A 20863-nucleotide genomic window follows, 5' to 3' on the forward strand; every position below is an offset into this window, starting at 1 on the left:
CGACGATGGACCGATCCGGTCACGAGGACGCGCACCCGAGCACTGGTGCCACCGAACCGCGGGTGGACACCTCCTCGCCGAACGTGGCGCGGATGTACGACTACTACCTGGGCGGTGCGGCCAACTTCGCCGTCGACCGCGAGGCGGCCGAGCGGGCGCTGGCGATCACCCCGGAGATCGGCCGGTTCGCCCGGATGAACCGGGAGTTCCTCGGTCGGGTGGTGCGATACCTCTGCGAGCGGGACATCGACCAGTTCCTCGACCTGGGGTCGGGAGTTCCCACGGTCGGCAACGTCCACGAGATCGCCCACCAGCACAACCCGGACGCCCGAGTCGCCTACGTCGACCACGAGTCCGTCGCCATCGCGCACGCCCGCGCGCTCCTGGCGGAGGAGCCGTACGTCAGCGCCACCCAAGCCGACATCCGGCGCCCGGCGGAGGTCCTGTCCGCGCCGGGAGTGGCCGGGCTGCTGGACTTCTCCCGGCCGGTCGCGGTGCTGGCCGTGGCCATCATGCACTTCGTGCCCGATGCCGACGACCCGGTCGGGATCCTGCGCGCCTACCGCGCGGCCTGCGCGCCTGGCAGCTACCTGGCGCTGTCGCACGCGGCGACCATCACGATGACCGAAAGCGAGTCGCAGCGCGGTCAGGGCGTCTACCGCAGCACCACGACACCGCTCGTGCTCCGCGACCGCGACGAGATCGCCGCGCTCTTCGACGGGTGCGACCTGGTCGAACCCGGGCTCACCCCGATCAACCACTGGCCGTCGCAGACGGAGGAGAGCCCGGCCAACGGCTACGGTGCGGTCGCCGAACTGCGCTGAGGCCGCGGCTCAACCGAAGTCGCGGCGGCGCAGCGCGATCAGGCCGGTACCGATCAGCAGCGCCGACAGCCCTGCCATGATCAGCGCCGGGGCCGGGTCGAACGGTGCTCCGGCGAGCGTGTTCGGGATGTGGTGGAAGGGTTCGAACGGACTGCCGCCCCAGTTCCCGTACAGCGGACCCGCGGCCCGACCCAGCACTGCCACTGCCGTCCACACGGCCCAGGCGAGGGCCGTGGACGCGCGCGGAACCGCTCCGTAGGCCAGCACGCAGACCGCTGCCACCAGCCAGACCGCGGGGAGAGTGCCCAGCGTCGCGGCCAGGACGCGCGGGATGTCGGTCGCGGGATCACCGACGAGGACCGCGAAGAGAGTGCCGAACACGCCGCCCGCGACCGCGAGCAGGACTGCCGTGTTGAGGCCCAGGACGACCAGATGTCCTGCGGCCCAACGGGTTCGGGTCAGCGTCGTGGACTGCACCAGCTCGGCGCGACCCGAGCGCTCCTCGGCGCGCATCCGCCGCACCGCCAGCACCGGGTACAGCGCGATGACGTGGGCGAAGATCAGGATCATCGCCCAGAGGCCGAAGTCCACGAGACCCGCGCCGGGACTGCCGCCGAAGGCCCGCAGCAGGTTGTCCGTCGTGACGCCGGGAGCCTGCGTCCACTGGTGCACCATCGTGCTGACCCCGCCCGCACCGGCAGCCGCGGCGGCGACCGCGATGGCCCACTTGAGCAGCAGGTCGCGCTGGAACCGCCACGCCAGGCCGACCGGGCCGCGCAGGCCCGGTGCGGTGGCAGGGCCGCGTCGCTCCGGCAACATCCCGGCGCCGAGGTCGCGGCGGTCGGCCAGGCGGTAGGCGGCGACGACCAGCACGGCGCTCACCGACAGCGGGATCGCGAGCATCCACCAGCGATCGTTCCAGTACGGCTCCACCGCGTGGATCCAGCCGAGCGGAGAAGCCCACTTCATCCAGAGCAGCCCGGACGCATCACCGGCGTAGCGCAGCACATATGCCGCTCCGAGCAGGTACAGGCCCAGCACTCGCGCGGTGCGCGCAGTGCGGGTGAGCTGGGCGAGCACCGCGCCGATGGCGCCGAAGAGCCATCCGGCCGCGCTGACCGCCGCGCCGTAGGCCAGCGATCCGGCCGGTTCCATGCCGATCCCGATCAGCGCGATCGCCGTCGCGGCACCACCGGCGAGGCTGGCCCCGCCCGCCACCAGCAGCGCAGCGGTCAGCGGCGCACAACGGCCGACCGCGCCCGCGCGCAGCAGTTCGACGCGCCCGGCGTCCTCGTCGGCGCGGGTGTGCCGGACGACGGCGAGCAGTGCGGCCAACGCGCTGAACGCGTAGAGGAAGCCGCCGCTGCGCCAGGCCGCGAGGTAGCCGAGGTCGGGCACGACGGAACCGCCGCCCAGCGCCCGGAAGAAGCTGTTCCGGTTGATCAGCTCGGCGTACTCGGCCATCCGCTCCGGGGTCGGCATGGCCCTGGTGATGTAGGAGACCAGCACCAGGGCCAGCGCGACGAGCAGCAGGATCCACCACGGTGCGATGCCGCGCTCGCGCCGCAGCGCGAGCCGGACCAGTGCCGGTGCCCCGGCGTTCACCGCGACACCGCCTCGTCGTAGTGGCGCAGGAACAACTGCTCCAAGGTCGGTGGCCGGCTGATGAGGCGGCGGACGCCGAGGTCGTCGAGCTGCCGCAACGCCGGGCCGAGCGCGGCCGGGTCGACCTCGAAGCGCACCACGTCGCCGTCGGCCCGCAGGTCGTGCACCCCGGGCAGGTCGGCGAGCGCGGTGGGCGGCCCGGCGACCTCGGCTTCGACGCAGGTGCGGGCCAGGTGTCGCAGCCCGGCGAGGCTCCCGGTGTCGACCGTGCGCCCGGCGCGGATGATGGTGACCCGGTCGCACAGCTCCTCGACCTCGGTCAGGACGTGGCTGGACAGCAGCACCGTCCGGACGCCGCGCTGTTCGCGCACGAGTTCCCGGAAGACCTGCTCCACCAACGGGTCCAGGCCCGAGGTGGGTTCGTCGAGGACCAGCAGCTCGGCACCGGAGGCGAACGCGGCGATCAGCGCCACCTTCTGCCGGTTCCCCTTGGAGTAGGCGCGCGCCTTGGTCCGCGGGTCCAGGCCGAACCGTTCGATCAGCTCCGCCCGGCGCGCGCGTGCGGCCGGGCCGCGCTCTCGCATCAGGAGGTCGATGACCTCGCCGCCGGACAAGCCCGGCCACAGCGTCACGTCTCCGGGCACGTAAGCCAGCCTGGAGTGCAGCTCGGTCGCATCGCGCCACGGGTCGCCGCCGAACAGCCTGGCGGTGCCCGCGTCCGCGCGCAGCAGGCCGAGCAGGATCCGGAGCGCGGTGCTCTTCCCCGCGCCGTTCGGCCCGAGGAAGCCGTGCACCTCGCCGGCGTTCACAGTGAGGTCGAGTCCGTCCAGCGCGGTCGTGCGGCCGAACGCCTTGACCAGTCCGCGCATCTCGATCGGAGCCGTCATCCGGTTCGCTTTCCGCCCTGCGGCAAGCGGTCTCGCATCTCGGCCGCCTCCTCCGGGCTGAGGTATGGGTGCGAGTAGATGTCGAGCAGGGCCCGGGCGAGCAGGTCGGCGCCCTCCGGGCTGAACACGTCGACGCCGAGCCCGCGCGAGACGTGCTCGTGGAGAACCGCGACGGACAGCGCCATCGCCGCGCCCACCGTCGCCCTGGCCTCGCGCGGCACTTCCGGTGCGTCGGAACGCTTTTCGTCGGCTTCGGCCAGCCACTGCGCCCCGAGCCGCACCAGCTCGTCGAACACCGGCGCCGCCCGCCCCTCGGTCAGAGCGCGCAGGACGTAGGCGCGGTAGGGCCCGAAGACCGCTCCGGCGACCGCGACGTAGTTGACCTCGCCCGGGCTGCTGTCCGCCCTGACCTGGTCGTTGATCTTGCCGAGCGCCTTGGCCAGGTGCGCGTCGCACGCGTCGCGCAGCGCTTCCTTGGATCCGAAGTGGTGGCGCACCAAGCCCGACGACACCCCGGCCGTCTCGGCGATCCCGCGGATCGTCGCCCGGTCGAAGCCGTGCTCGCCGAAGTGCCGCAACGCGGCATCCCGGATCCGCGCACGAGCGGTGAGGTCTTCGGGTTCGGTCATGACCACCTCCACCGCCGACTATACGCACGTGCAGTCTACTGCACAAGCGTGTAGTCGCCCGCGTCCGATGCAGCCGATCGGACGTACCCGGCTCGCGCGGGCGGTGGGACACTGACGACGTCCGAGATCGTCTGTTCCTGACTCGGTGACCGGCAACGGGGGACCGGTTGGCCGTGGAGGTGCAGGCGTTCCTCTTCAGCAGGCGCTGGGACACGCCATCGGCGTGCTCCTGCGCCCGACCGAGGGAGAACGCGTGATGTCCGCCCTGACCTACATCGTTGGCGCGCCCGTTTCCGTCGCCGTGGTCCTGCTGGTGCTCCGCTTCGCACCGACGGCGGTGCTCACCGTCCTCGCGGGCGCCACAGCGCTCATCGCGCGCGACAAGCGAGCCACTCGCGCGCTCGTCGTCCTTCAGATGGTCCGGCCGAACTGCCGGACAGCACCCGCCGAACCCGCTGCACGACAGCAGGATTCCGCGACGCCCTCCCCCGCCGCCTAGCGCCGCTCCACGGTTCCCGGCCGAGGGACAGCACTGCTGTCGACACCGAAGACTCGTGCGGTCACCAGCTGCCGCCACTGTCGGCGGACGTTCCAAGCCGAGCGGAGACGACGCGAGGCCTCGCTCCCGTCAGAATCCGCTGCGGCTGGAATTCCGCCCTGGTCAGTGGTTCTGGCGTGGCACCGATCAAACTTCCAGGTCCGGCCACGGCTTTCGCGGCACGAGGGCTTCAATCCCCGCGCCCACCCGGAACACCGCTTCTTCGTCGAACGGGTGGCCCACGACCTGGACTCCGGTCGGGACGCCGTTGCTCGCCGTGCCGCTGGGCACCGCCAGCACCGGGCACCGGTTGGCGACGTTGAACGGGCTGGTCAGGTGCGCCGCCCAGTAGTGCTCCCGGTGATGTCCGGCGATGTCGATGCCGTCGAGGTAGTTGTCGTCGGCGGTCAGTGCGGTGACCGCGTTGGTCGGGCAGAGCAGCACGTCCACCCCGGCCATCGCGGCGGCCAGTTCGCGCTGCATGGCGGCGTCGAGGACGAAGGAGTTGACGAGGTCGTCGCGCTCGGCCGCGCGGCGGGCATCGGCGATGAAGCGCTGGGCGTAGGGCGCCAGCTCCGTCACCGCACCGGCTTCCCGGGTCATGGCCGGAGCCAGGATCTGGCCGAAGTGGGCGAAGATCGTGCGCACCACCTGCTCGCCGGTCCACGGCAGGTCGACGGGCACGACGACGGCACCGGCCTTCTCCAGCCGGGCGACGACGTCCGCGGTGGCCGCTTCCACCTCGGGTTCGACCGGGAAAGCTCCCAGATCCGGGGAGAACCCGATCCGGACGCCGCGCAGCGCGTCGACCGGGTCCTCCGGCAGCGCGATCGGCACGCCCTCCGGGCCCCACGAGGTGTGGTCGACGGGATGCCGTCCCGACATGACCGAAGCGAGCAGCGCGGTGTCGGCCACCGTGCGCCCCATCGGCCCGTCCCCTCGGTACCAGTCCGCGCACAGCGGCGGGAGACCCGGGATCCGGCCGTACGGCGCCTTGTAGCCGACGGTCCCGGTGAACGCCGCGGGCACGCGCGTCGAGCCGGCGATGTCGGATGCGGTCGCCAGCGTCGTCATGCCCGCGGCCAGCGCGGCGCCCGCGCCGCCGGAGGATCCGCCCGGCGTGGCGTCGAGGTTCCACGGGTTGCGGGTCACGCCCCACATCGCGCTGTGCGTCACCGTGGCGCAGCTGAACTCGGGAGTGGTCGTGCGCGCGTGCACGATCCCGCCCGCGCGCTGGACCCGCTCGATCACCGGGTGGTCCACCTCGGCCACGCGTCCGGCGTGCGCGGCCAGGCCCTGCTCGATCCGCCGTCCGGCGAGGCTGTGCCGCTCCTTGGTCGCCACCGGAATTCCGAGCAGCGGTGCGGTGGGTTCCTGGGCGCGGGCCGCGCGGAGGTAGGCCGATTCCGCGAGCTTCGCTTCGGCGCGCGCCTCGTCGAACAGCGTCTCGGTGAAGGCGTTGACACCGGTGTGCCGGTCGCCGTTGGCCCGTTCGATCCGGGCGATGACGGCGTCCAGCAGTTCCACCGGTGAGAGCTCCAGGCTGCGGAAGGCCCGCAGCGCGGTGACCGCGTCGAGGTGGATCAGTTCCGTCACCGCTGCGCCTCCAACTCGCCCTGGAGGAGTTCCCAGGTCGCCTCGGTGAGTGCGTCGACCCCGATGGCCATCTGGTCGTCGCTGGTGAACTCGCGCTCGCAGTGGCTCACCCCGTCGACGGAGGGGATGAACAGCATCAGCGCCGGGACGATGCGGTTCATGGCCACCGAGTCGTGCCCGGCCATGGTGTTGATCCGCCGGATGCCCGCACCGAGATCGGCGGCCACCTTCTCGGCGATCTCCAGGCCCTGCTCCGGGAAGTGCTGGACCGGGCGCACGTCGAAGTCCCGGACGTCGATGGTCAGGTCGTGCTCGCGGGCCACCGCCGCGATCCGCTCCAGCAGCAGCGCGCGGGCCTGCTGGACGATCTCCGGCGCGTTGGCCCGGATGTCGGCGACGAGGTGGACGCGGCGGGGCACCACGATCGGCGAGTTCGGTTCGAGGGTCAGGTAGCCGACCGAGGACACGATCGACTCCGGTTCGAAGTCCGCGGTGACGTCGTGCACGAGCACCACGACCTTGGACGCGGCGACCAGGGCGTCCCGGCGGTCGGCCATCGCGGTCGCGCCGGTGTGCGACTGCTCCCCCAGCACCTCCACGTCCAGCTTCTGGGTGTACCAGCTGCGGTCCACCGCGCCGAGCGCGATGCCCTCGCGCTCGAGCACCGGCCCCTGCTCGATGTGGATCTCCGCGTAGGCCGCCGGTTTCGGCCGCTCGTCGGTGCCGCGGTAGCCGATGGCCTCCAGCGCTTCGGCGACGGTGATGCCGTCGGAATCGGTGACCCGCAGCATCTCCTGCTCGTCCATCAGCCCGGCGAAGACCGAGCTGCCCATGATCGACGGCGCGAACCGGCTGCCCTCCTCGTTGAACCAGTCGACGACGGCGAGGTTGTACTTCGGCGGCTCGCCCCGCGCGACCCGCGCGGCGAGCCGGTCGGCCGCGTGCAGGGCGGCGATCACGCCGTAGGCGCCGTCGAACCGGCCGCCGAGCGGCTGGCTGTCCAGGTGGGATCCGACCAGGACGTAGTCGGCGCCGGGCCGCCACTCGACGAGCGCGAACAGGTTCCCGATGGAGTCGACCCGGACCGGCCAGCCCCGTTCCGCGGCGAAGGCGGTGAACCAGTCCCGCAGCTGCTTGTCCTCCGGGGTGGCCGCTTGGCGCTCGACGCCACCGGCCGGGGTGGCCCCGATCGCGGCCACCTGGTGGAAATCGGTCAGGAAGGATTCGGTGCTCATCGGGCGACCTCCACATCGACGCGCCGCCGGGTCTCGGGCACCCGGGTGGTGACCAGCAGGACGAGAACGATCAGCGCGGCAGCGGCCATGTACCAGCCGGGCGCGGACTCCCACCCGGTGCTGCCGACCAGGTAGGTGCCGACGAACGGCGCCGTGCCGCCGAATGCCGCGTAGGCGACGTTGTAGCTCACCGCGGCTGAGGTGAACCGCGTCCGCGTCGTGAAGATCTCGACGAAGAACGCGTAGCAGCCGCCGCCGTAGGTGATCAGGCACAGCACGAACAGGGATTGCCCGAGCAGCGCGAGACCGAGGGAACCGCTGGTGACCAGGGTGAACGACGGCACGGCCAGCACCGCGAGGGCCAGCGAGCCCGCGATCAGCATCGGCTTGCGCCCGACGCGGTCGCCGATGATGCCGCCGACGGGCAGCAGCAGGGCGTAGAGCAGCATCGCCGCCGCGTTGGTCACCAGGGACGCCTCCCGGCTGAGGCCGGTTTCCTGGAGGTAGGACACGAAGTAGCCGCTGAGGAAGTAGAAGCCCAGCGCGGTCAGGCCCATCACGAAGATGACCTGCAGCATGCGGACCTTGTTCTCCTGGAACGCCTCCCGCACCGGGGAGTGCTCGCGGTGCTCGGCCTTCTGGAGCACCTGCTGAAAGGCGGGGCTCTCCTCGGTCCGGCTGCGGATCCACAGGCCGATGAAGGCCAGCGGCAGCGCCAGCAGGAACGGGATGCGCCAGCCGTAGGACAGGAAGTCCTCGGGGCTCAGCGCCTGCGAGAGCACGAAGATCAGGGTGCCGCCGACCACGGAGGGCAGCGCCGTCGCCGAGATCGTGATGCAGAGCCAGAAACCGCGCCGGTCCAGCGGCGCGTGCTCGAACACGAACGCCGGTGCGCCGACGGATTCACCGCCCGCGGAGAAGCCCTGCGCGAGGCGACACAGCACCAGGAGCGCGGGCGCCGCGGCGCCGATCGTGGCGTAGGTGGGCAGCAGCCCGATCAGCGTGGTCGCCCCGCCGATGGTCAGCAGCGTGGTGTAGAGGACCTTGCGCCGCCCGATGCGGTCGCCGAGCGCGCCGAAGAAGAGCCCGCCGAGCGGCCGGACGAAGAAGGCGACGCCGAAGGTGGCGAACGTGGACAGCATGCTCGCCAGCTGGCTGTCCCCGGGGAAGAACAGCGCGGCGAGGGTGACGGCGGACAGGCCGTAGAGGGTGAAGTCGTAGAACTCGATGAACTGCCCGACGCTGCCACCCGCGAGAACGCGCTTCTGGACGCCCGTGGGGCGGGTCGGTGCTCTGCCGCGGGTGCCGTGCTCGCTCGTCCTCAACTGGCTGCTCCCAACGAGAGGTGGGGCGACGAAGGCGTCGCAGGTGTGACCATGCTCAGCAGCCGCACGCCAGGTGTCCAACAGATTCGACCGCAACTGCACGATCGGCTCAGTCGATGGAAACGACCGGTGTCACGCCGTAGACGCGCAGGCAGATCTCTTCGAAAGCCTTCGACTTGAGGGTCGGCCGGGTGCCGCCCGGTCGGACGAGCAGCACTTCGATCGGCGGCAGCTCCTCGGCGACGGGCAGCGGCACCACCGGGCTGCCCGCGTAGGTGAGGTCGTGCGGCAGCCGCTGGTTGAGCACCGAGTAGCCGTGCCCGCGGGCGACGAACGCCCGGACCGTCTCGTACCCGCTGGCGCGGTGGCGGATCCTCGGCGCCACGCCGAGGAGTTTGAAGAGGCTGAGGTAGTACTCCCGGCTGTGCGGCAGGTCCAGCAGGATCAGCGGTTCGGCGGCCAGCTCGCGCAGGCTCACCGGCTGTCCGGGAACGGCGGCCAGCGGGTGCTCCGGCGAGACGATGACGTGCGGCGGGACTCGCCGCAGCACGCGGCGCGGCAGTTCGCCGCCGAGGCCGAGGTCGTACATCAGCGCCAGCTCGCACTTGCCGTCGCGCAGCGCGCGGCGGAGGAATTCCTGGTCGCCTTCCAGGAACGACAGGGTCACGCCGGGGTGCTCGCGCTCGAACTCCTCCAGGATGACCGAGGCCCGGAACGGCGCGAGCGGCCCGAACACGCCGACGGTGAGGTCACCGGCCAGCACCGGCCCTTCCTCGCGGACCGCGCCCGGCAGCTGGTCGGCGTCCTCCAGCAGCAGCAGTGCGCTCTCGCGCAGGCGGCGGCCGGCGCGCGTGAGCCGCAGCCCGCGGCGCGGGAGCCTGGTGAACAGCGGTGTGCCCATGACCTGTTCCAGCTGGGCGACCGCGGAGGACAGCGTGGACTGGGTGACGTTGAGCGCGGCGGCCGCGGCCGTCATGTTCTCCTGCTCGGCCACCGCGCAGAAGTAGCGGAGCTGGACCAGGGTGAACGACCGCGTCATGCCACGACATGCTGCCATCCGGACGTGTCGCCGGGCTACTGCTCGGCGTGCACCGAGTCGTAGGTGCACAGCGGCCGTCCGGTGAGCTCGTCGAGCCAGACCCGGCCGGACACGCCGAACACCGCTGCCAGCAGCTCCTCGTCGACGACCTCGGCGGTCGGGCCCTCGGTGTGGACGGCACCGTGGCGGAGGGCGACGACGCGGTCGGCGAAGCGGGCGGCCTGCTCCAGGTCGTGCAGCACGGTCACCACGCTGAGCCCGCGCTCGTGCTGCAGGCGGCGGACGAGTTCGAGGACTTCCAGCTGGTGGCCGATGTCCAGGTAGGTGGTCGGCTCGTCGAGCAGCAGGATCGAGGTGTCCTGGGCGAGCGCGAGCGCCAGCCGCACGCGCTGGCGCTCGCCGCCGGAGAGCCGGTCGACCAGCTCGTCGGCGCAGGATTCGACGCCGGTGACCGCCATCGCCTCGCGCACCTGCGCGTCGTCCCCTCCGGCGAGCATCCCGAGCGGCCCGCGCACCGCGTACCGCCCCTGGCGCACCAGCTGGCGGACGGTGAGACCGGGCACCGAGGGCATCGACTGCGGCAGCACCGCGACCTCGCGGGCGATCTGGCGGCGGGACAGCGCGCGCAGCGCCCGGCCGCGCACGAGCACTTCCCCGGCGTCCGGGGCGCGCAGCCCGCCGAGCGCCCGCAGCAGCGTCGTCTTGCCGCAGCCGTTGCGGCCGACCAGCGCCACCCATTCGCCCTCGGAGACCGCGAGGTCGACGCCGTCGAGGACCACCCTGTCGCCGAAGCGGACGGTGACCCCGTTGGCCTGCAAGGCGCTCATCAGTTCCCTCCGGTGGTCGAAGTACGCCTGGCCACCCGGATCAGGACCACCGCGCCGAGCACCGCGGTCACCGCTCCGGTGGGAACGCCGGCGTGCGAAGGATCGGCGGCCCACGACGTGACGGTCTGGGCCACGACGTCCGCGCCGCACACCGCCGCGGCGCCGAGCATTCCGGCCGCGGGCAGGGCGAAGCGCAGGTCGGCGCCGAACAACGCGCGCGCGGCGTGCGGGGCGAGCAGCCCCACGAAGGCCATCGCGCCGACGGAGGCGATCGCCACCGCCGTGAGCACGACCGCGACCAGCAGAACCGCGCTGCGCCAAGGCGAAACCGCCAGGCCGACGGCGTGCCCGTGGTCGTCGTCGACCGACAGCAGCTGGATCACCGCGGACACCAGCAGCCCGGCCACCGCTGCCGTGAGCAGCCACGGCCACAACGCCGACCAGTGCGCCCAGGTGCGGCCGTTGAGCGAGCCGATCAGCCACTGCGTCATCGAACCGGTCAGCTGGGGGCGCGCGGTGAGCAGCACCATGCTGCCGCCGCTGAACGCCGCCGAGACCATCACGCCGATCACCACCAACCGCACCGGATCGGTGCCCGCCCGCATCGCGACCAGCCACAGCACCGCGCCGCCCAGCGTGCCGCCGACCACCGCCACCAGGATCATCCGGTCGGGAGAGGCGAGATCGCCGCCGATCAGCGTCGCGGCGACCGCGCCCAGCACCGCGCCCGAGCCGACTCCGGTCACATCCGGCGAGGCCAGCGGATTGCGCAGCACGGCTTGCAGCACGACACCGGCCATGCCCAGGCACATGCCCGCTCCGGCACCGACGAGCATCCGCGGCATCCGCAGGTCGTGGACGATCTGCGCGGTCAGCCGGTCCGAGTGGCCGAACACCGCGGCCCAGGTCTCCGCGGCCGAAGCCGTCGACCCGGTCGCGAGGTGCGCCGAAGCCAGGGCCAGCACTGCGCCGAGCAGCACGCCCAGCCGCAGCGGGCGGGGAATCCGCTGGATCACCGCGCCACCACCGACGCCTTGCGGCGCAGCAGGAGCAGCACACCGGCGCAGATCGCGACGACCGCGGTCAGCCCGCCCACCGGCAGTTCGACCGGGTGCAGCACCGCTCGCGCCAGCAGATCCGCTGCGACCACCAGCAGCGCGCCCAGCGCGGCCGACCACAGCAGCCACGACCGGTGCGTGCCGCGCGGGCGCAGCCAGCGGCCGAGCTGCGGCGCGAGGAAGCCGACCCAGGACACCGGCCCGCACGGCCCGACCACCACCGCGGTGAGCAGGCAGCCGACGGCCAGCGTCGCGGCGCGCGCCCGGGCCGGGGAGGCGCCCAGCGCGGCGGCCGTGTCGTCGCCGAGCCGGAGCACGCCGAGCGCGGGGATCATCAACGCGGCCAGCGGCAGGCCGATCAACAGCCCCGGCGCCATCGTCGCGACGGTCTCCCACGTCGTCCCGGTCAGCGAGCCCAGCAGGTAGCGCACCAGGACGCCCTGATCGCGCGAGTCCGACAGGGACAGCGCCGTCAGCATCACCGCGTGCAGCCCGGCGCTGACGGCCGCGCCGATGAGCAGCACCGCCGCCCGGTCGCGAACCCCGCGCACGGCCAGCATCGTGACGGCGCCACCGATCGCCGAGCCCGCCAGCGCGGGCACGAGCGGAGCGCCGGGAACCGAGACGCCCCACGCGACGCAACCCGCCACGGCCGCCGCCGCACCGCTGGACACGCCGAGCATTTCCGGCACCGCCAGCGGGTTCCGCAGGGATTCCTGGAGCAGCAGACCGGCGACGCCCAGCAGCGCTCCGGCGAACACGGCGAGCACCACACGCGGTGCGCGCAGCAGGACCACCACCGCGTGCTCGACACCGCCGTCGGCGGTCAGCGCGTGCGGAAGGCGGTTCACGCCCACGAACGGCTCGCCGAGCATCAACGACGCGGCGACCAGCACCACTGCGAGGGCACCCGCGAGAAGCCGGTCGCCGCGCCGGAACAGAGCGCTCATCGGGCTGCTGGCACCAGTTCCGCGGCTTCGTCGATGATCGCCGCCAGGCTCCGGGTGCCGCGGCCGGAGCCGAACAGCTTGGCGTGCACTTCGTGCACCTGCTGCTCCCGCACCGCCGGGATCTGCTGCCACACCGGGTTGTCGGCGAGCTGCGCGCTGAGCGTGCGGTCCTCCGCCGAGAACAGCAGCGAGTAGGCCAGCACGACGTCGGGCTGCTTCGCCAGCAGTTCCTCGACGCTGTAGTTGTTGGCCGTCTCGACATCGGCGCCCCGGGCCGGGAAGGGGTAGTTGAACAGCTGGGCCAGCAGATCGCCCTTGAGCGAATCGCTGGTGTCCACGCCGATCGACTCGGCGCTGCCGTACATCAGCACGACCTTGCGGCCTGCCTGCCCGCTCGCGCGGGTGGCCTGCACGGCGTCGGCGAGCTTGGTGCGGAATGCCGCCTCCGCGGTCACGGCCTGCTCGGTGCGCCCGGTCAGCGATCCCAGATTCCGCAGGTACTGGACCGATTCCTGCCAGTCGGCGGGCTCGGTCAGCCACAGCGGCGCGAATCCCTCGATCGCGGGGCGCAGTGCGTCGTGCACCCCGGAGAGGCCGATCACGAGGTCGGGCCGCAGTGCCGCGATGCTCTCGACGTCCTCGGAACCGAAGCTGCCCGGCACGACCGGAACGGTCTCGGCGCGCTCCCCCATCAGCGCGGGATGCGCGAGCAGGTCCGGGTTGCTCGTGCCCGCCGGTGTCATGCCGAGTTCGACGAGCATGTCGTCGCAGAGCCCGCTCAGGCAGACGATCCGCTCCGGTGCCTTCGGCAGGCTGAGCTGCTGGCCGTGCGGGTCGGTGATGGTCGTCGACGCCGATAACGGCTGCGCGGCGCGGTCGATCACCGGAGCCGGGGCGGGTGCGGCGTCGGCGGGCTGCTCCTCCGGAGCGGCCGAACAACCGGCGAGTGCCGTGGCCAGCAGAGCGGCGAGAAGCATTCGGGCGGTGCTGCGCTCAGCACGCACTGGATTCCTCCCGGGAAGAGTCGAAGATCCGACGGTAACCGTTTTCATGTTCAGTTGTCCATGGTCGCCGCGATGCGATCGCGCAGCGCTGCCGCATCGCGCCGGCAGGCCTCCACGCTGTCGCCGGGCACGAATTCCAGCAGCACCTCCCGCCGCCTGCCGTCAGCAGCGAGTTCGCGCAGGACCGCGTCCCAGAGGTCGAGGCGGGCATCGAGCGGCAACCGTTCGGTGAAGCCGTCCGCGCCCCACGAGAACGCGTGCACCGACACCAGATCCGGCAGCAGCGCGCGCACTTCCCGCACGCACTCGGCGGCATCCGGGAGCTCGCGCGGCTGCCAGTGCGCGACCAGCGCGTCGTGTCCGACCTCCTCGCGCAGCCGCACCGCCGAGTCGATGTCGTCGGTCAGCGATTCGACGTGGTGCTCGACGGTGAGCCGGATCCCTTCTGCGGCACACGCATCCGCGCAGCGCCGGAGATCGGCCACGACGCGGGCGCGCTGCTCGGCGTCCGCATCCGCGGAGCCGACGACCCCGGCCCACGCGCGGATGCGCGGAGCACCCAGCGCGGCGGCCGTGCGCAGCACCGCGTCGAACTCGGACTCGTCGGTGTGACCGGCTTTGTAGTACGAGCCGTACGTGCCGATCGCGATGCCGTGATCGGCGCACAGCGCGGAAACCGCGCGCGCGGTGCCGACGGCGCCGGCGGGCACGTGCACGTCACCGCCCCACTCCACGACCTGCAGTCCGCAGTCCAGCGCCACCGACACCACCTGCGCCGGGTCGAGCTGCCGAAAGGTCACCGAAGCCAACCCCGGGATGATCATGTTGTTCCGTCCTCCTCGATGAGTGCTCGCCCGCCGATCGCGAGCGCGTGGAGCAGGCGGGCGGGGCCCGCCGCGGAGCGCAGGACCGCGTCGATCCAGCAGCCGACCGGCCGCGCCGGGAGGCCCAGGCCGGTGGCGGCCAACCAGGCCGCGTGCACCGCCAGGCCGGCTCCGAGATGCTCGGCGAAGGCCGTCGGCGGATCGGGATCGACCGTTCCGGTCGTCACCAGCAGCGCGCCCGCACCGAGGACTTCGGGCTGGCCGCACGAACGCGGTGCGAGGTCGGCGACCAGGTCGTTCCCCGCGACTTCCAGCATCGCGATCCGCCCCACCGCCACCGGTGCGGCCGCGCCCGCCAGTTCCGCCGGTACGTGACCTGGATCGATCGCCTCCCACGGCGCAGCCGCCCGGGCCAGCAGGTCGGGAACCGCCGGTGCGGGCCCGCGCCACTGCCACGCCCGTTCCGGCGTTCCGGCACCGAGCTCGGCCAACGCCGCGATCAGCTGGTCCCACGCCGCTGCACCGTGCGCCGCGACGACGTCGTCGAGCAGCGGCTCCGGGAAGGGCGCGCGCTGCACCGGTGTCGCCAGCGGGACGGTCAGTGCATCGCCGATCTCCACCACTGCCAGCGGAAACTCGGGAGCGCACCCCGGCCAGCGCACGACACCTCCCGCGTGCGGAAGGCCCGCACACTCCGCCAGCACGTCCACGCCCGGGCCCGTCACGGCCCGTGTCGGATGCCCCAGCGCGGCGGCCGCGGCCAGCACCGCGCCCAGCGCGTGCCCCAGGTCGAGCAGCAGCACCGGCAGCGACCGGGGTCCGTACCGCCACCACGTCCGCACCGGGTTCAGCGACAGCACGATCCGGATGTCCGATGTGGACGCAGCTGACGGCGCGGGTGCGGCCAGCGCGTGGCGCACCGGGTCGTACCGCCAGGCGGTGCCGCGGTGGACGACGTGCGCTTCGACCGGGTACCGGCCGCCCGCCGAAGGCACGCGGCGCAGCCGCACTCCCCCGGCTCGCCGCGGCGACGAAGCCAGCGCGAGGTCCAGCAGCGCGCCGACACCACCGCGCGGCCACCGGCCCAGCACGATCTCGGGCCCCGGCCAGCTCCGGCGCTCTGCCGGTCGCAACGCGTGCTCGGTGACACCTGGCGGTTCTCCGCGCCATGCCCGGCGCAACGATTCGCAGACGCTCACAGGAAGGGCGGGGGTTCGACGACGAGGCGGTCCGGCCCGCTGAGCGGATCCGCGCCCGGAGCCCAGCCGCGCGCCTCGATGACCTCGCGCCACCGCGGCAATCCCCAGTACCGGAAGGCCGCGGGCGCGTTCGGCACCAGGCCCGTGGCGCACACGCGCACCACCCGCAGCGGTGTGTGCGCCACGTCCTCGGTGGTCAGGTCGGCGTGCGCGATCCGGCACCCGGCGCCGCGCAGGCTCGACAGCAGCGAATCCAGGTCACCGCGCGGCAGTTCACCGGCTCCGATCACCTGCTCCGGCTCGGTGAACCGGGGCAGCGAGCGCTGCTGCACCCGTTCGTCCAGCCACACCTGGACCTGCGCGCCGAGGTCCCGGACCCGGCCGAAGTGCGTGCCGACGTCGTCCAGGTGGCGGCGGTCGGCCCGGAACGGCAGGTAGAGGCCTTCGGCGAGGATCCCGGCGCGGATCGCCTCGAAGACCCAGCCGCCGGGGTCGATCAGGCCGAGCGTGAAGACCCACGTGTGCACGGCTTCCAGCACCGCCTTGGTGCACGCCTCGGCCGGATCGAACCGCGCCGCACCACCGCCGCCGACGATCCCGGTCACCGGATCCACCACCACGGCCGCCACGCAGGCGACGGGGTGCTCCGTCGGCAGCTCCACCAGGTGCACCGCCAGCCGCGATCCCGCCATCTCACCGGCCAGGCCGGGCACCGAGTCGATGTCGATGCCCCGCGTCGGGCCGCCCAGGTGCCACCACAGCTCCAGCGCATCGCGTTCGAGCAGTTCCAGCAGCCCGCGCCGGAACGCATCCCGCTCGTCGGTGCCGGTGGCGATGCCCGCGTAGTTGAGGTGGTGCAGGCGGGGCTCACGGCGCCGCTCGCCGCTGTGGTAGTTCAGGTGCACCCACGACGCCGGCAACCAGCACGGTTCGCCGTCTTCGGTGCCCGGCACCCACTTCACCGGCAGGTCGTCGGTGAACCGGTGGTACGGCCAGCGCGGGGCGTCGTGCTGCCACGGGGCGAAGAACGGGAGGTCGTCCGGGCCGAACATCCGCTCACCGCGCAGCTCCGCCGCGGTCGCCGACCGGAGGCCGGGTGCGACGCGGTTCCCGCAGTAGCGCTCCACGGCCTCGCCGAGCGCGGCGGTGCGGGCTCCTTCCGGAGCGCCGAAGGTGGTGCCGAGGCTGACCCGGTCCGCGGGCCAGGCACCGAGCCGGCGCGCGTCGGCGACTTCGGCGGTGACACCCGTGTAGCGGGGCGGCGCGCCCTCCACCGGCGCGACGTCGACGAGACGGCGCACGATCCCGGTGACGGGGTCGATCAGCGACTCCACCGGCATCGTCGGGCTAGCGGACATCCGGGGTGACCTCCTGGTCGGGTTCGAGCAGATCGGACGGCAGCACCGCACCGGTTCCGGGCGGCCGCCACGGCACGTCGAGGTGCGCGGCGTGCACGCGGCGCGCGCTGGCCAGCAGTTCCGTCGCGCGCACCGGATCGGTGCCGGTGTGCGGGTTCCGGGCGTGCGCTGGCCAGTGGTGACCGGCGATCTCCACGACCAGCCGCGCACCGGCGGGCACCCGGGCACCGACGGGCGGTGTCGTGATCACGACCTCGCGACGCGCCGCCGGGTGTGCGCAGCGGCTGATCGCGTGCGCCAGGGGCACGATCTGCTGCCCGGCGTCCACGGCGATGCGCACGACCCAGTCGGCGTCGACGACGTCGGCTTCGGCGTCGAGGGTCACCGTCACCTGACCAGCGATCTCGCCCGCGTGGAGCGGCTCGCTGCGCACCAGCGCCCGGCTTCCGGGCTCGGCGCAGGCGGTGTCCGAGCGGAACGGTGCGTCCGGGTCGGCGGTGAAGGCGCTTTCCGCTACCGTGCAAGCGAATCCGGTGCGATCGGGTGTCAGGTGCCGCCAACCGCCGTACGGGCCGGTGGCGATCACGGCAGCGTTCCCGCTGATCCCGTCGCAGACCTCGCGCGCCCACCGCACGTACAGCGAACCGATCCGCTCGCCGCCGAGTGCGGCACCGGGCTCGCGCGCATCCAGGTCGTGGCCCCACGGGCCGAGGACCAGGCGCGTCGGCCCGCCCCAGGCTTCGGCGAGTTCGACGGTGTGCGAGGCGAACGGATCGTGCACGCCCCCGACCGCCAGCAACGGCATGCGCAGCTCGCGCACACCGTCCCACAGCCGCTCGTCGCGGCGAGGTGCCGTCCAGAGCTCGTCCCAGCCCGGTGGAGTCGCGCCGATCGCCCTCCCGACGAGCCCCGCGACGGGGATTTCCGCCAGCAGGCCGGGGTCGTGCGGTGCCCGGGGCCGCGCGGTGCCGCCGTGCTCGGCCCACCATCCCAGGCGGCAGGCGAGCCGAGCAGCGCCTCCGGGCTCTCGCGCGGTCTCGCCGAGCCCGAGCGCCGGGACGCTCGCCAGCACTCCGCGCACCACATCCGGCCTGGCCAGCGCCGCGACGACCGCGCAGTGAGCGCCGTACGACGCGCCTGCGGCGAGCAGCGGGCCACCGCCGAAGTCCTGTTCTGCGATCCAGTCGACCAGCGCGGCACCGTCGGCCGCTTCGTGCGCGTAGGGCCGGAACTCGCCGGTCGAGTCGAAACGTCCTCGCACATCGCTGATCACGCAGGTGAAGCCGCGCGAAGCCCAGCCCCGCGCCTCGCCGAGCAGGCGGTGCCGCCCGTACGGCGTGCGCAGCAGGACGACCGGCCCCGGCGCGTCGGCAGGCACCACGGTCACGGCGAGTCGGCAACCGTCCGCGGCGACGTGCTCGCTGATCACGGTGCGCTGGCCGGAACGGGCAGGACCGGGTGATCGCTGATCGCGCCGGTGTCGAGCCCGACGACGCGCAACCGCCTGCTCGCGGGCAGCGGATCAGCCTGGAACGCGCTGCCACCGGCACCCGGACCGACGGCCCAGGCCCGGAGGTCGGCGACCAGCAACGCCACCACGAGCGCGAGATCCGCCGCATCAGCGGCTTCCTCGCCGTGCAGCGCGTCTCCGGCACCGTGCTGCGCCCAGAACTCCGCGAGGTGGCGGTGACCCGAACCCGCGGCGGCCAGCCGACGGGCGACGACGTCGCGGTGCCGCACATCGCCCGCCACCGGCTCGATCAGGACGTGCCTGCCTTCGCGGCTCGCGCGCTGCCACGCCACACCGTGGTCCACGAGCGCATCGAGTTCGCGCCACCGGCCCGGAGCCGGGCCGTCGGACCAGGCGCACACCGCTGCCGGTTCATGCGCCAAGAGCTCCGCCGCGGTCGAATTCGCCGGTGCGACAACCGGTTCCGCGCCCGCGCGACGCAGCGCTTCGCGCAGCGGAGCACCGTCGTCGGCGAGCACGACCACCCGGGCGCGATCCGCCGGCCACGTCGCGCGCTCACCGAGGTGACCGGCCTCGCGGAATGCCGCCAGCGCCTCGGTCTCCGCTCCGGTCAGCGCGCTGCGCACGGCGTCATCGGGCAGCGCGATGTCGAACATCTGCCCCGCGGCGTCCCGCAGCACGGTGCCGCGGCCCTCGACGGTGAACACCGAGCAGCCGGGACGGAGCCGGGGATGTCCCATCGGTCCTGCCTTTCCGGGAGGTTTTCGAGCCGGTGCCGGCACCTCGCGAGGCGCCGGCACCGGCAGGTGGTCACTCGTCGTCCTCGAAGGGGTTCTCCACGAGGGCGTTGCTGTGGCTGGCGGAGTTGTGCGGGAGCTCCCGCTCGACCTCCACCCGCTGGAACACGTCGTCCATGTCGTTCACCTCCTCCCGATCGGCAGGGCCCAGTGAACAGCAACTGACAATCATTTTCAATCGCCTGATCAACTGTCGCCGCCGTGACGCATCCCACCGGCCCGAACCCTTGCGCAAACGAAAATGATTGCCATTTACACTGCTCTGGTGTCCCACACCACGATCGACGAGGCCGACACCGATCAGGACTTCCGGCGCTACCTGGCCGCGCGCGCGACATCCGTGACGGGCAGCCTCGTCGCGACGGTGGCCCTGCCCGTCCTCGTCTACCAGCTCACCGGCTCACCCGGCTGGACCTCGGCCATCGCCGTCGCCGAGGCACTCCCCTACCTGCTGTTCGGCCTGATCGCCGGCGCGGTGGCCGATCGCGCCGACCGCCGCGCCCTCATGCTGATCGCCGACTTCGGCGGCGCCGCGCTGCTGGCCACCATCCCGGCGGCATGGGCCTTCGGCGTGCTCACCGCACCGCACGTGCTCGTGGTGGGGTTCTGCGTGCAGACCCTGTTCGTGATCTTCGACTCGGCGAACTTCGGCGCGCTGCCCACGCTCGTCGGCAAGCAGCGCCTCACCGCCGCCTACTCCAAGGTCTACGCGGCGACCACGCTCGCCGAGCTGGCGATCCCACCGCTGACCGGCCTGCTGGTCGCGATCGTATCGCCCGCGCCGCTGATCGCCGTCAACGTCGTCACCGCGCTGGCCTCCGGGCTGCTGGTCCGCTCGATCGTCCGTCCACTGTCGACGCCGAAGGACGCCGCCGAGCGCCGCACCACGACCTCGATCCTCGCCGACATCCGGGCCGGGCTGGCATTCCTCGCCCGCCACCGGGTGGTCCGCGCCCTCACCTTCGTGGGCACCACGCACTCGGTCGCCAGCGGCGCCTACGTGGCCATGCTCGTCCCGTGGGCCGATCGCGTGCTCGGCGTGCCGCCGTCGGGGGACTGGCGCATCGCGGTCCTGTTCAGCGGCTGGGGAATCGGCGGCCTGCTCGCCTCGCGGATCGTGCCGCGCCTGAGCGGGCGCTACGGCGGCGCCCGCCTGGCGCTCGGCGCGCTGCCCGTCTCCCTGCTGTGCGGCTGTGCCGTGCTGCTCAGCACGAACTGGATCGCCGCGGCGCTGTCGGCGACCGCGTGGGGAGCCGCTTACTCCACTGTGGTCATCAACTCGATCACCTACCGCCAGCAGATCAGCCCCGACGAGCTCCAGAGCCGCATCAACACGACCTGCCGCATGCTGTCCTGGGGAATCGGCATGCCGACCGGAGCCGCCCTGGCCGGAGCGGTCGCGATGTCCGGAGCGGGCCCCCGAACCGGAATCGCCGCCGGAGTCCTCGTCCTCCTGATCGGAGTGATCGCGGCCTGGTGCTCCCCCCTCCGCAAGCAACCCCGACCCTGACCGAACCCCCGGACCGACCGGAACGACGCAATTTCAATTGAAATCACACCTCCAACTTCAATGGAAGTTGCGCACCGTCGGTGTGTCGTCCCACGACACGCCGACGGATGTCGGAGTCCTGTGCAATTTCAATTGAAATCAGACGTCTGATTTCAATTGAAATTGCGCACGGGACGGGGTGGGGAGG

General features: G+C 72.7%; 20 protein-coding genes. 3 read left to right on the plus strand and 17 right to left on the minus strand.

Features of this window, described 5'->3' with window-relative positions; genetic code table 11:
* Positions 1-5 precede the first annotated feature (5 nt).
* A complete protein-coding gene (locus tag C4T78_RS10395; RefSeq protein WP_093355635.1) occupies positions 6-824 on the plus strand; it encodes an SAM-dependent methyltransferase in 819 nt (272 codons plus the stop codon).
* Between the two features lie 9 nt (positions 825-833).
* Here the strand turns inward: C4T78_RS10395 and C4T78_RS10400 are convergent, their stop codons facing one another.
* From C4T78_RS10400 to C4T78_RS37305, 3 genes are read right to left on the minus strand one after another with little or no spacing between them, the layout of a single operon-like run.
* Positions 834-2429: an ABC transporter permease gene (locus tag C4T78_RS10400; RefSeq protein ID WP_093355638.1), complete on the minus strand. Its 1596-nt coding sequence runs from the start codon at positions 2427-2429 to the stop codon at positions 834-836.
* The gene (locus tag C4T78_RS10405) at positions 2426-3316 is read right to left on the minus strand and encodes an ABC transporter ATP-binding protein (RefSeq protein WP_093355640.1); all 891 of its coding nucleotides are present in this window, start codon (positions 3314-3316) and stop codon (positions 2426-2428) included. Before C4T78_RS10405 ends, C4T78_RS10400 begins: the two co-directional genes overlap by 4 nt.
* Positions 3313-3945 (minus strand): TetR/AcrR family transcriptional regulator, encoded by a 633-nt coding sequence (locus C4T78_RS37305; RefSeq protein ID WP_093355643.1) that lies wholly within the window; start codon positions 3943-3945, stop codon positions 3313-3315. The genes C4T78_RS10405 and C4T78_RS37305 overlap by 4 nt, the downstream gene beginning before the upstream one ends.
* 256 nt (positions 3946-4201) lie before the next feature.
* On the opposite strand from C4T78_RS37305, the gene C4T78_RS10415 reads away from it, so the two are divergent.
* Positions 4202-4444 carry a hypothetical protein gene (locus C4T78_RS10415; RefSeq protein ID WP_093355645.1) on the plus strand — a complete coding sequence of 81 codons (243 nt, stop codon included), beginning with the start codon at positions 4202-4204 and terminating at the stop codon, positions 4442-4444.
* 186 nt (positions 4445-4630) lie between these two features.
* Here the strand turns inward: C4T78_RS10415 and C4T78_RS10420 are convergent, their stop codons facing one another.
* The 14 genes from C4T78_RS10420 to amiA form a co-directional block, all read right to left on the minus strand.
* Complete coding sequence (locus C4T78_RS10420) at positions 4631-6079, minus strand: amidase (RefSeq protein WP_093355648.1); 1449 nt, start codon at positions 6077-6079, stop codon at positions 4631-4633.
* Positions 6076-7314 (minus strand): M20 family metallo-hydrolase, encoded by a 1239-nt coding sequence (locus C4T78_RS10425; protein WP_093355651.1) that lies wholly within the window; start codon positions 7312-7314, stop codon positions 6076-6078. The genes C4T78_RS10420 and C4T78_RS10425 overlap by 4 nt, the downstream gene beginning before the upstream one ends.
* Positions 7311-8639, minus strand: coding sequence for an MFS transporter (locus tag C4T78_RS10430; protein ID WP_093355653.1), 1329 nt, complete (start codon positions 8637-8639; stop codon positions 7311-7313). Before C4T78_RS10430 ends, C4T78_RS10425 begins: the two co-directional genes overlap by 4 nt.
* Before the next feature lie 109 nt (positions 8640-8748).
* Positions 8749-9678 carry a LysR family transcriptional regulator gene (locus C4T78_RS10435; RefSeq protein WP_093355655.1) on the minus strand — a complete coding sequence of 310 codons (930 nt, stop codon included), beginning with the start codon at positions 9676-9678 and terminating at the stop codon, positions 8749-8751.
* Between the two features lie 35 nt (positions 9679-9713).
* Positions 9714-10505: an ABC transporter ATP-binding protein gene (locus tag C4T78_RS10440; RefSeq protein WP_093355657.1), complete on the minus strand. Its 792-nt coding sequence runs from the start codon at positions 10503-10505 to the stop codon at positions 9714-9716.
* Positions 10505-11521 (minus strand): FecCD family ABC transporter permease, encoded by a 1017-nt coding sequence (locus tag C4T78_RS10445; RefSeq protein ID WP_093355660.1) that lies wholly within the window; start codon positions 11519-11521, stop codon positions 10505-10507. Before C4T78_RS10445 ends, C4T78_RS10440 begins: the two co-directional genes overlap by 1 nt.
* Positions 11518-12513 carry an iron chelate uptake ABC transporter family permease subunit gene (locus tag C4T78_RS10450; RefSeq protein ID WP_177247693.1) on the minus strand — a complete coding sequence of 332 codons (996 nt, stop codon included), beginning with the start codon at positions 12511-12513 and terminating at the stop codon, positions 11518-11520. The genes C4T78_RS10445 and C4T78_RS10450 overlap by 4 nt, the downstream gene beginning before the upstream one ends.
* Positions 12510-13490 carry an ABC transporter substrate-binding protein gene (locus C4T78_RS10455; RefSeq protein WP_177247694.1) on the minus strand — a complete coding sequence of 327 codons (981 nt, stop codon included), beginning with the start codon at positions 13488-13490 and terminating at the stop codon, positions 12510-12512. The genes C4T78_RS10450 and C4T78_RS10455 overlap by 4 nt, the downstream gene beginning before the upstream one ends.
* Before the next feature lie 77 nt (positions 13491-13567).
* Positions 13568-14317: a sugar phosphate isomerase/epimerase family protein gene (locus C4T78_RS10460; RefSeq protein ID WP_235863686.1), complete on the minus strand. Its 750-nt coding sequence runs from the start codon at positions 14315-14317 to the stop codon at positions 13568-13570.
* Between the two features lie 20 nt (positions 14318-14337).
* Positions 14338-15474: a nitroreductase family protein gene (locus C4T78_RS10465; RefSeq protein WP_093355670.1), complete on the minus strand. Its 1137-nt coding sequence runs from the start codon at positions 15472-15474 to the stop codon at positions 14338-14340.
* A 62-nt stretch (positions 15475-15536) separates the two neighbouring features.
* Positions 15537-16898, minus strand: a complete 1362-nt coding sequence (locus tag C4T78_RS10470) for a YcaO-like family protein (RefSeq protein WP_093355673.1) — start codon at positions 16896-16898, stop codon at positions 15537-15539.
* The gene (locus tag C4T78_RS10475; RefSeq protein ID WP_093355675.1) at positions 16888-18327 is read right to left on the minus strand and encodes a CocE/NonD family hydrolase; all 1440 of its coding nucleotides are present in this window, start codon (positions 18325-18327) and stop codon (positions 16888-16890) included. The genes C4T78_RS10470 and C4T78_RS10475 overlap by 11 nt, the downstream gene beginning before the upstream one ends.
* Positions 18324-19109: a hypothetical protein gene (locus tag C4T78_RS10480; protein WP_093355677.1), complete on the minus strand. Its 786-nt coding sequence runs from the start codon at positions 19107-19109 to the stop codon at positions 18324-18326. Before C4T78_RS10480 ends, C4T78_RS10475 begins: the two co-directional genes overlap by 4 nt.
* A gap of 70 nt (positions 19110-19179) precedes the next feature.
* Positions 19180-19284, minus strand: a complete 105-nt coding sequence (amiA, locus tag C4T78_RS36970; protein WP_246025743.1) for a streptamidine family RiPP — start codon at positions 19282-19284, stop codon at positions 19180-19182.
* 147 nt (positions 19285-19431) lie between these two features.
* Here amiA and C4T78_RS10485 point away from each other — a divergent pair, with 147 nt between their 5' ends.
* On the plus strand, positions 19432-20676 hold the full coding sequence (locus C4T78_RS10485) for an MFS transporter (RefSeq protein ID WP_093355680.1): 1245 nt from the start codon (positions 19432-19434) through the stop codon (positions 20674-20676).
* Positions 20677-20863: the final 187 nt, after the last annotated feature.

This window comes from Saccharopolyspora kobensis (assembly GCF_900108315.1).
GTDB lineage: Bacteria > Actinomycetota > Actinomycetes > Mycobacteriales > Pseudonocardiaceae > Saccharopolyspora > Saccharopolyspora kobensis.

Bases quoted from the DNA above. Each gene is read 5' to 3' on its own strand.
- C4T78_RS10395 (WP_093355635.1), top strand. From the start codon at position 6: ATGGACCGATCCGGTCACGAGGACGCGCACCCGAGCACTGGTGCCACC.
- C4T78_RS10405 (WP_093355640.1), bottom strand. From the start codon at position 3,316: ATGACGGCTCCGATCGAGATGCGCGGACTGGTCAAGGCGTTCGGCCGC.
- C4T78_RS37305 (WP_093355643.1), bottom strand. From the start codon at position 3,945: ATGACCGAACCCGAAGACCTCACCGCTCGTGCGCGGATCCGGGATGCC.
- C4T78_RS10415 (WP_093355645.1), top strand. From the start codon at position 4,202: ATGTCCGCCCTGACCTACATCGTTGGCGCGCCCGTTTCCGTCGCCGTG.
- C4T78_RS10425 (WP_093355651.1), bottom strand. From the start codon at position 7,314: ATGAGCACCGAATCCTTCCTGACCGATTTCCACCAGGTGGCCGCGATC.
- C4T78_RS10435 (WP_093355655.1), bottom strand. From the start codon at position 9,678: ATGACGCGGTCGTTCACCCTGGTCCAGCTCCGCTACTTCTGCGCGGTG.
- C4T78_RS10440 (WP_093355657.1), bottom strand. From the start codon at position 10,505: ATGAGCGCCTTGCAGGCCAACGGGGTCACCGTCCGCTTCGGCGACAGG.
- C4T78_RS10450 (WP_177247693.1), bottom strand. From the start codon at position 12,513: ATGAGCGCTCTGTTCCGGCGCGGCGACCGGCTTCTCGCGGGTGCCCTC.
- C4T78_RS10455 (WP_177247694.1), bottom strand. From the start codon at position 13,490: ATGCTTCTCGCCGCTCTGCTGGCCACGGCACTCGCCGGTTGTTCGGCC.
- C4T78_RS10470 (WP_093355673.1), bottom strand. From the start codon at position 16,898: ATGTCCGCTAGCCCGACGATGCCGGTGGAGTCGCTGATCGACCCCGTC.
- C4T78_RS10480 (WP_093355677.1), bottom strand. From the start codon at position 19,109: ATGGGACATCCCCGGCTCCGTCCCGGCTGCTCGGTGTTCACCGTCGAG.
- amiA (WP_246025743.1), bottom strand. From the start codon at position 19,284: ATGGACGACGTGTTCCAGCGGGTGGAGGTCGAGCGGGAGCTCCCGCAC.